Source organism: Vibrio sp. V23_P3S9T160, assembly GCF_963886625.1.
Taxonomy (GTDB): Bacteria; Pseudomonadota; Gammaproteobacteria; order Enterobacterales; family Vibrionaceae; genus Vibrio; species Vibrio anguillarum.
On record NZ_CAWPDB010000007.1, the window covers coordinates 1 to 10474 of the forward strand.

Genomic DNA, 10474 nt, shown 5'->3' on the forward strand with positions numbered 1-10474 from the left:
CTTCAATTAAAGTTTTGTTGGTCCTAAGACCGGCTCAATGAATACTGACTTCAAAACTGCTCTTACTCGAAAGTAAAAAAGTAATTTTAAAGCTATTGTTGTTCCAACAGAACAACAATGAATTGACTGTGCCAAAATCAAGTAAACTTGATTCTGATTGGTCACTCAGTTCATTGATAAATCTTTTTTGATTATCATCAACGAGTGCCCACACAGATTGATAGGTTTATATTGTTAAAGAGCTTGCTTGGATGCTTATCTAAAAGCATTCAAAGCGGACGAACATTCTAGCGATATAACCTTAAGTGTCAAACACTTTATCGATTATTTCTTTTAAACAAGTGTCCATCTATTATCAGCAGAAGTAACTAGCACTGCCCTGACAACGAGGCGCATTATAGGTAGTTTAGAGAAGGACACAAGTCTTAAAATGAAACTTTCTCATAAAAACGAACCGACAGCTCACAAAAGAACCAATGAGAGTAATTTTCAAACAAAAAGGGCCATTTCTGGCCCTTTTGAATGTAAATGTTTAGTCTTGATGAGCAATAATTTGGTCATTGCTAACAACTAGCTTAACTTTTTTATCCGGTAGGATTCTTCCTGCCAAGATTTCTTTCGCTAATGGATTTTCAACGCTTTGTTGAATAGCGCGTTTCAATGGTCTTGCTCCGTAAACAGGATCAAACCCAACTTGAGAAATCAGCTCTAACGCTTTTTCAGATACCTCAAGCTGATAACCTTTCTCTTCCATTCGTTTACCAAGACGGGCTAATTGAATAGAAGCGATCGATTTAATTTGTTCTTGCGCCAACGGATGGAATACTACACTTTCATCCACTCGGTTTAAGAACTCTGGTCTAAAATGTTTACCTACAATCTCCATTACCTCTTTTTTAATGCCTTCATAATCCAAGCTTGCGAATTTTTCTTGAATTTGCGAAGACCCTAAGTTTGAGGTCATAATTACCACTGTATTACGAAAATCAACTGTGCGTCCTTGTCCATCAGTTAAGCGCCCATCATCTAATACCTGTAGCAGGATATTAAAGACATCAGGGTGTGCTTTCTCAACTTCATCCAACAAGATAACCGAGTACGGTTTACGACGAATAGCCTCGGTCAAGTAGCCACCCTCTTCGTAGCCCACATAACCTGGAGGCGCGCCGACTAATCGCGCTACTGAGTGTTTTTCCATAAACTCAGACATGTCGATTCGCACCATGGCATCTTCACTATCAAACATAAAGTTTGCGAGTGTTTTACACAATTCAGTTTTACCCACACCAGTTGGCCCTAAGAATAAGAAGGAACCAATCGGTCTATTTGGATCAGATAACCCAGCCCGGCTACGGCGAATCGCATTTGATACCACTTCGACGGCTTCAACTTGTCCGATAACTCGTTGATGCAGCGCATCCTCCATTTGCAGCAGTTTTTCTTTCTCAGCTTCCAGCATTTTAGAAACTGGAATACCAGTTTGCTTTGAAAGCACTTCCGCAATTTCTACATCAGTTACTTTGTTGCGCAGCAAAGTCATCTCTTGCATTTCAGCTTGAGTTGCAAGGTCGAGCTGCTTTTCAAGTTCAGGAATTCGACCATATTGAAGTTCTGACATACGGTTCAAGTCACCCGCTCTACGTGCGAAATCCATATCCATACGCGCTTGCTCTAATTCGGACTTAATATGCTGAGTACCCGAAAGAGCTGCTTTTTCCGCATTCCAAACTTCTTCCAGCTCGGCAAACTCACGCTCTTTCACTTGTAACTCTTCGTTTAACACCTGTAAGCGTTTTTCACTCGCTTCATCGTGTTCATTCGTTAGCGCTTGTTGCTCAATTTTTAGCTGAATAATTTTGCGCTCAAGCTTATCTAAAGATTCTGGCTTTGAATCTATTTGCATTCGAATACTTGAAGCGGCTTCATCGATCAAGTCAATCGCTTTATCGGGCAACTGGCGATCAGAAATATAACGGTGCGATAAGCTCGCAGCAGCAACAATAGCGGGATCGGTGATCTCCACATGGTGATGGAGCTCATAGCGCTCTTTCAAACCACGCAAAATAGCTACTGTGTCTTCTACGCTAGGTTCATCAACCAGTACCTTTTGGAAACGTCGCTCAAGTGCCGGATCTTTCTCTATATATTGACGATACTCGTCTAAAGTGGTCGCACCGACGCAGTGTAGATCTCCTCGAGCCAGAGCGGGCTTAAGCATATTCCCCGCATCCATTGCGCCTTCGCCTCGACCTGCACCGACCATAGTGTGCAACTCATCAATAAAGAGGATGACATTACCCTCTTCTTTCGCTAGCTCATTAAGCACAGATTTTAAGCGTTCTTCAAATTCACCACGATACTTAGCCCCTGCGACCAAAGACCCCATGTCTAATGACAATACTCGACGACCACGTAGACCTTCAGGTACCTCATTATTAATGATGCGCTGTGCTAACCCTTCCACAATCGCTGTTTTACCAACACCAGGCTCACCTATGATTACTGGGTTGTTTTTGGTCCGGCGTTGCAATACTTGAATGGTACGACGAATTTCGTCATCACGGCCGATGACAGGATCAAGTTTGCCTTGTTCCGCTCGTTCAGTTAGATCTATTGTGAATTTCTCAAGCGCTTGTCTTAGCTCTTCTGCATTTGGATCATTCACTTTCTGACCTCCACGCACTTTTTCTATTGCTTCAGAAACTTTTTTCTCGGTGAGCCCTATTTCTTTGAGTAATTGACCAAGCGCGCCCTTATCTTCTAGTGCGGCTAGCAAAAACACTTCCGAAGAAATGTAGGAATCTTGCCGTTTTTGCGCGAGTTTATCGCACAAATTGAACATAGTACCCATTGCGCTAGAAAGCTGAACATCACCACCGATACCGCTAACTTTTGGCAAACGGTCTAATATCTCACTGAGCTTCGAGCGCAATTGCATAACGTCCACACTTAACATAGTAAGAAGTGGACGAATTGGACTGCCATTTTGATCGAGCAATGCCACCATCAAATGAACAGGCTCGATATATTGATGATCACGGCCTAATGCCAATGATTGAGCATCAGAAATGGCAATTTGAAATTTGCTTGTAAATCGATCAAGACGCATACCAACTTTCCTCACCTTAATTGAGAAACTAATCTTACGTAGCTAAAGATGGCTACGTACTAGTGCTTTTTCAAGGGGCAAGTTAGGGAAGATTGATCTTGCGTAAGTTACTCTTCGATCCAAATAAATGAAGCTTGGCGACCTGTGATTCCGTCGCGTCGATAGGAATAAAACTGATGAGGATTATGGAAGGTACAAAGGCCGCTAACTGATATTTCTGAAACACCGCATTGATGCAACCTTAACGTGGCTAACTGTGCAATATTTGCTAGCCATTTTCCATTCTCTTGAAGAGAAAATGCGGCCTTTGCGTTGGTATTTTGATCAACAAAGGCATGGTATACATCATCACCGACTTCAAATGCCGTAGGACCGATAGCAGGACCGAGCCAAGCAAGGATATCACTAGAAAATTTGGCGAGCGCATTTTCGAGTATCCCATTAGCTAAACCGCGCCAACCAGCATGAACTGCAGCCACTTCGCTGCCTTGGTGATTAGTGAGTAGAACAGGTAAGCAATCAGCGGTCATTACAGAACAAACCACATTATGCTGATGGGTAAAAACGCCATCGGCACTCAGAATCTGCTGAGTAGGTTGAGTAACCTCTAGCACTTGTGTTGAATGCGTTTGTTCAAGCCAAATAGGTTCAGAGGGCATCGCCGCTTGCTGCGTTAGCCATTGGCGATTTTTTTCAACGGATAAAGGATCATCCCCAACATGCATGCCTAAATTCAGCCCTTGATAAGGAGCTAACGAAAAGCCACCGACTCTAGTCGAGGAGAAAGCTTTTACATGTTTAGGTGCATTCCAGTTAGGGATGATCTTCTGCATTAGAACTCGTCTTTTTTATTCAACTTAGTATCTACGCGTAAAGCTTCCGCCATAATGATCATATCGTCAGGTACTGGCGCATGAAATTCTAGCATTTCACCAGTCACAGGATGCTCAAGTCGAAGCATAACGGCATGCAAAGCCTGACGATCAAAACCACGGATCATATCGGTCAGCTCTTGCGTTGCCCCTTTCGGAATGCGAGCGCGGCCACCATAGGCGGTATCCCCAAGCAAAGGATGCTGTAAATATGACATATGCACACGAATTTGGTGAGTACGGCCCGTTTCTAAACGCAAACGAAGTCGCGTATGTTCACGAAAATGCTCGGCCACACGATAGTGAGTTACCGCTGGTTTACCCATCGGGCTTACCGCCATCAATGTACGTTTTGTTGAGTGGCGGCCAATCGGCTTATCGATCATCCCACCAGCAGTCATAGTACCGATCACAATCGCTTCATATTCACGCGTAATCTTACGCTTTTGCAATGCTCGAACTAAGTGTGTTTGTGCAGGAACCGTTTTAGCGACCACCATTAAACCAGTCGTATCTTTATCCAAACGATGCACAATACCTGCACGCGGCACTTCAGCGATAGCTGGGTAATGGAACAAGAGTGCATTTAACACTGTGCCATCTGGAGTACCTGCCCCCGGATGCACGACAAAATCTCGTGGTTTATTGATGACCATAATATCGTCATCTTCATACACAATATTTAAAGGTATATCTTGCGCTTCCCAACGCTCTTCATCTTCAAGCTCGGCTTGGACCGTAATGATTTCTCCCCCCATGACTTTCGTTCTTGGTTTAGTGATCACCTCACCATTGACCTGAACTTTGCCTTCTAAAAGCCACTCTTTTAGACGTGAACGAGAGAAATCTGCGAATAATTCAGCGACAGCTTGGTCTAAACGTTGACCTAACTGGCTATCTTTTACTGTATTTGTTAATTCAATCTGCTGAGCCATATCGAACTTTTTTAAAAACCGTGAGACTAATAGCGTCTAGTATGGATAAAATATGGCGTCATTGTATCTGTTACTGCTAAGAAAGTAACGAAACGATTTGTAAAGCGATTACGCACTCAATTAAGAAGCATTAATTCAAGGAAACGACTCCTGTCATGAAACACCACACTTTATCAGGCTTACTCGCATTATCACTGTTATTTGGCTGTTCAAGCAGCGAAGAGATTGTCCCTGATGTGCCGCCTTCTGAATTATACTCAGAAGCACAAACCTCACTGCAAAGTGGTAACTGGTTAACGGCCATTCAAAAACTTGAGGCGTTAGATTCACGTTATCCCTTCGGCGCGTATTCAGAACAAGTTCAACTTGACCTTATTTACGCTTACTACAAAAACGATGATCTTGCGTTAGGTTTAGCGACCATTGAACGCTTTACCCGTTTGAATCCAACCCATGAAAAAATGGATTGGGTACTCTACATGCGTGGTTTGACGCATATGGCGCAAGATCGCAACTTCATGCATGACCTATTTAATGTCGATCGCGCGGATCGTGATCCAGAACCGGTAAAAGCTGCGTTTGCTGATTTTAAGAAACTGCTGCAACGCTACCCAACAAGCCCTTATGCAGAAGATGCTCATAAACGTTTATTTGCGTTAAAAAATAGACTGGCTGAATACGACCTCGCCACCGCTGATTTTTACTTACGTCGTGAAGCTTGGATTGCAGCCATCAACCGTGCTCAGGAGCTACAAAAAACGTATCCAGACACTGAAGCGGCTCGCAAATCATTACACATTCAGTTGGAAGCGTATAAACAGCTCAAACTGAACGATGCCATTGCCAGAACTCAAAAGTTAATTGCACTCAATCCACAATAGTTTGCAATAAGCTTAAGTACGCCATGAAAACCACTCTCGCTTTGAGTGGTTTTTTTATTTGGAGTCGATGGGAACGATAACACGCCAGCAAAAGACGACTGGAAAATGAGTCGTGCAGGGAAAACTGAAATAAAAGGGAGGTGTTCAAAACATCGTTAGAATAAAAATCACAAAAAACACTTGAATAAGAAATAAGCAGCGCTCTTTTTAGGCCGCAAAAACACCCTAAAAATGGGAAATTCTTAGCTTGATCCTTTAACCAATCTATCCAGATTGATAGGAATCACAAGCTTTTTCTTTACTCTTTGTCAGCACTCTTTGCGTGAGATCACGTTTAAACTCGCCCTTTGAAATCACATCCAATAAAGTGATCTATATCACATTACTTTAGTATTAAATCAGTAATCTGAAGTTAACCCATGAGGGATGCAACAGAGGAAAACATCTATGAAAGTAACTATCACTGGTAAAAATATCGACATCACCTCTGCAATCCGCACTCACATTGAGAGCAAATTTAAAAAACTAGAAAAATGGCAAGTGGATATCATAGGATGCCAAGCTAGCTTTAGTGAAGAGCCCAATAAACAAAAAAGATTCGAAGCTATTATCACGGTACCCAAAGGACAATTAGTCGCTTCTGCAACCCACGAAGATCTTTACGCAGCTATCAATGAGGTAGAACAAAAATTAGAACGCCAACTCAACAAACTGCGCCATAAACCGGAAGCTCGTCGTACCGACAAACCGGAAGTAGAAGAAGAAGTTGAATAAAGTTTAATATGATGAAAAATAGCGCTTTCAAGCGCTATTTTTTTGCTTGACGCTCTACGGTTGCTTGCTTATTGTGTCTTTACATTCAAAGAGAAATCACCTTCTTATGCACTTAACCTCACTGTTCTTTTTTGACTTCTTTTTTCTCCAATAACCTTGGAGGCATGGTCGTTGACAGAAGATAAGTCAAAAACGAACAGGAAGCCTCCCACTGGGAGGCTTTTTTACAAGGACATTTTTATGACTGAAAAGCACTATTCACTTGAAGAGATCCGCTTGCGACTGAACGAGCTTGATGATCAACTGCTAAACCTACTGGCAGAACGTCGAAAGTTCAGCATTGAAGTCGCTAAAAGCAAAGTGGAAACCGCAAAACCTGTGAGAGATGCAATACGTGAACAGCAACTTTTAGTCAAATTGATTAACACTGGTAAAGAAAAATACAATTTAGATGCTCAGTATATTACTAAACTATTTCATACCATCATTGAAGACTCCGTCTTGCTACAGCAAGCATACTTGCAGAATCTAGCCAATCCGCAACTAAGCCGTAAACCGCTGGCAAGGGTTGCTTTTTTAGGTGCTAAAGGTTCTTACTCCCATCTTGCAACCCGTGAGTACTTCAGTCGTAAAAATACAGAGTTGATCGAACTCAATTGCGATCAGTTTAAAGAAGTCACTAAAACAGTTGAATCAGGTCATGCTGACTATGGGGTATTGCCGATTGAAAATACCAGTTCAGGTTCAATTAACGAAGTGTATGATTTGCTGCAACATACTACCTTGTACATTGTCGGTGAGCTCACTTTACCGATTGAGCACTGCTTGGTCGCCACCTCTGAATTACGTTTGGAAGAGCTTAAAATCCTTTATTCACACCCACAGCCCCACCAGCAGTGCAGCGAATTTTTAAGCCGCCTAAAAGGCGTTACACTTGAAACCTGTGCGAGCACCGCTGATGCGATGCAAAAAGTACAGCAGCTTAATCGCAACGATGTTGCCGCAATTGGCAATGCTTCTAGCGGTAAACTGTATGGCTTACAATCGATCAAATCTAATATCGCCAATCAAACAGAAAACCAGACTCGCTTTATTGTTGTTGCGCGAAAACCCGTGGAAGTCTCTACTCAAATTCCAGCGAAGACGACATTAATCATGTCGACATCACAACAAGCTGGTTCACTTGTTGAAAGCTTGTTAGTGCTGCAACGCTACGGCATCAATATGACCAAATTGGAATCGAGACCTATTATGGGTAATCCTTGGGAAGAAATGTTCTATGTTGATCTTGAATCACATCTTGATTCCATTGAAATGCAGCAAGCATTGAATGAGCTAACAAAAATCACTAAGCATTTAAAAGTATTAGGTTGCTACCCAAGCGAAAATGTTAAACCGACCCAAGTAAAACTTCAATAATCACATTTAAGTCAAATATTTGACAGAAGTCAGCTGACAGCCATCAACATAGTTCATATAATGCCCAATCATTTCACACATAATTAATCACTATGTTTTGGGCTGTCAGCCTACTTTGAATTCACGGAATATATTCCGCACGTCATAAGATATCTGTGACACTTTCATTGTGAACGATGCCCTTTTCCAATAAATAAGGTTCATCTACTTATATCATGATGAAAATCCATCCTTTGGCTTTAATGCTATTTCTGCTAGGCATTTCAGCGCACATTCGAAGCTCAGAGCTCAATATTTATTTGTGGGAAGACACTATGTCACCGCAAATCGTTGATCAATGGCGGCAAAGTAGCGGCATCGATATTAATCTATATCATTTTGATAATGACGATGAACGCAGTCTATTGATGGTCAAAAGTGTCCAGCTACCTTTTGATATTGTAGTGTTAGATAACGTATCAGCTCTTATCTACTCTCGGCTCAACACCTTTGAAGATCTGAGTGCTCTACCGAATAGAAAGCATAATGATACGAAATGGAATCAAGCGTGCGGTAGCCACGCCGTTCCCTACTTTTGGGGAACCGTAGGCATCGTCTACAAAAAAAGTAAATTTCCAGCCAAACCCAAAAACTGGGCTGATCTCATCGACATGCCACCAGCACTCCAAGGCCATGTGGGTATGCTTCACGATACAGTTGAAACCCTGCTGCCAGCATTGTATGCCCAACAACAATCGCCAATTACAAATCACGATAATGCACTGAAACAGGCTTATCAAAAGATGCTATCCGTGAATCGCAACATCTTAACCTATGAATATATATTGAGTTACGTCCGAAGCCATCCTGACAGTGATGGCTTAGATATGGCACTCGCATACAGCGGTGACCAATTTTCATTGAATAAGTATTTTGGCAGCAATGATTGGGATTTTGTCACCCCGCAAGGCCGACCCTATATTTGGGTTGATTGTTTAGCCATCAACAGCAATTCAAAAAATAAAGAACATGCAAAAGAGTTTATAAACCACTTATTGAGCCCAGAAGTTGCCGCAATAAATGCAAAAGATATTAAAGCTGCGACACCAAACTTAAGTGCCCTAAATTTAATGCCAGATAGTTACCGAAATGATGCATCATTATTTCCAAACCCAGCTTTGTTAGAGCAAGGCATTATTGATAGCGAATTGCTCCCTGCCGATATTAGTTTGAGAGCAAAAATCATTAACAGTATTTTGGAACAACATGAAGCTCAACAATAGAATTCTGTTGCTGATAACACCGGTTATTCTTCTCAGTGCAGTGGCATCTAGTTACATTATCTACTCCAATCAGAAAGATGCTTTGCTGAAAAGAGAAGAAAGCTATCTTCAACTGAGTATGGAAAAACTCGCGGGTCACTTTCGTCAGACCCAATACCTGGTGAATAGCTACGCTTACACCCTAACGAAAAGCGATATCATTCGTCACTACGTTGCACATGAGCGCAACCCTTATCGAGAGTTAGAACTGGTTGATAACTTTCAGCAAACATTGGAGATTCTCCAATCACAAGAGAATAATTTTATTGCGTTATCGATTTTGGATGGCAGCAAAAATGTTCTTTATTATGCCGAAAATAGTGGTGATCCCTTCGCCAAAATCGATACAAAAATTCTCAACCACATACAAGACACTTTCGATAGCACACAGAAAACCTCTTATGTTGACTATACGACAAATTCCAGCGGTGAAGGTATTCTAGTTCGGTATGATGTTTTAGATACTCAAACACTTACGACACCGCTTAGCTATAACCGCGATAAAATTTTCTTTGTTGTTGTTTTCGTCGTACTAGAACCCTTTAATCGACTGATGAAGAAAATAGAATTTGATAACCGAAGTACCATTTTTTTCACTGACGCAGCGGATATTAAAAAGGTAGGATTAACGCAAACTGTTGAATTGAAATCAGATCTTTATGCCACGCTTGATCCTGCACAGTATCTAATTAACGACAAACTTTATGCCATTAAAAAACGGTTAGCGTTGTCGTTTGGAATATCGACTCTAGTGACTGTGTTGCTGCTTTTGTATTTATTATACCGGCATGTAATCAAGCCCATATCCCAATTAGATCAACAATTGAAAGAAGTAGAGAATAAGCAGCGTGACAATATCGAAACTCTCAAGAGTAACGATGAAATTGGCCGGCTATCCTCTCGTTTTTACGATATGTATCAGGAACTTGATACCACATATAAGAAAACAAAAGCACTTGCCGAGTACGACCACTTAACAAAACTTGCCAATCGCCACCACTTTCAACAATCGGTAGAAAGAGTGCTAGCAAAAGCAAGACACACAGATAACATCTGGGTTTTGTATATTGATTTAGATAATTTCAAATACGTCAATGATAAATATGGACATCAGATTGGTGATGTATTGTTAGTCAATTTTGCACAGCATATTGGCTCATTGCGCAACTTTTCCTTTGAAAAG

The 10474-nt window shown here is 41.5% G+C and carries 9 protein-coding genes and 1 other annotated feature; of the genes, 5 read left to right on the plus strand and 4 right to left on the minus strand.

Annotated elements, in window-relative coordinates; genetic code table 11:
- Positions 1-34: 34 nt before the first annotated feature.
- The 4 genes from AACU59_RS18140 to rluD all read right to left on the minus strand — a co-directional run bounded on the left by AACU59_RS18140 (position 35) and on the right by rluD (position 4916).
- Positions 35-214: a hypothetical protein gene (locus AACU59_RS18140; RefSeq protein WP_013855455.1), complete on the minus strand. Its 180-nt coding sequence runs from the start codon at positions 212-214 to the stop codon at positions 35-37.
- 318 nt (positions 215-532) lie between these two features.
- A complete protein-coding gene (gene clpB, locus AACU59_RS00320) occupies positions 533-3109 on the minus strand; it encodes an ATP-dependent chaperone ClpB (protein ID WP_088720938.1) in 2577 nt (858 codons plus the stop codon).
- 107 nt (positions 3110-3216) lie between these two features.
- Positions 3217-3942 (minus strand): peptidoglycan editing factor PgeF, encoded by a 726-nt coding sequence (gene pgeF, locus AACU59_RS00325; protein ID WP_094144500.1) that lies wholly within the window; start codon positions 3940-3942, stop codon positions 3217-3219.
- Positions 3942-4916, minus strand: coding sequence for a 23S rRNA pseudouridine(1911/1915/1917) synthase RluD (rluD, locus tag AACU59_RS00330; protein ID WP_013857530.1), 975 nt, complete (start codon positions 4914-4916; stop codon positions 3942-3944). The genes pgeF and rluD overlap by 1 nt, the downstream gene beginning before the upstream one ends.
- Before the next feature lie 155 nt (positions 4917-5071).
- Here rluD and bamD point away from each other — a divergent pair, with 155 nt between their 5' ends.
- From bamD to AACU59_RS00355, 5 genes are all read left to right on the plus strand, one after another.
- Positions 5072-5797 (plus strand): outer membrane protein assembly factor BamD, encoded by a 726-nt coding sequence (bamD, locus tag AACU59_RS00335; RefSeq protein WP_064624522.1) that lies wholly within the window; start codon positions 5072-5074, stop codon positions 5795-5797.
- A 447-nt stretch (positions 5798-6244) separates the two neighbouring features.
- On the plus strand, positions 6245-6571 hold the full coding sequence (gene hpf / locus AACU59_RS00340) for a ribosome hibernation-promoting factor, HPF/YfiA family (protein ID WP_026027341.1): 327 nt from the start codon (positions 6245-6247) through the stop codon (positions 6569-6571).
- Positions 6572-6680: 109 nt separating this feature from the next.
- Positions 6681-6799, plus strand: a sequence feature (Phe leader region).
- Between the two features lie 12 nt (positions 6800-6811).
- A complete protein-coding gene (gene pheA / locus AACU59_RS00345; protein WP_026028348.1) occupies positions 6812-7990 on the plus strand; it encodes a prephenate dehydratase in 1179 nt (392 codons plus the stop codon).
- A 215-nt stretch (positions 7991-8205) separates the two neighbouring features.
- Complete coding sequence (locus AACU59_RS00350) at positions 8206-9252, plus strand: polyamine ABC transporter substrate-binding protein (protein ID WP_094144791.1); 1047 nt, start codon at positions 8206-8208, stop codon at positions 9250-9252.
- Positions 9236-10474: GGDEF domain-containing protein (locus AACU59_RS00355; protein WP_161437669.1), on the plus strand; the 1239-nt coding region annotated here is incomplete at its 3' end. The genes AACU59_RS00350 and AACU59_RS00355, both read left to right, overlap by 17 nt.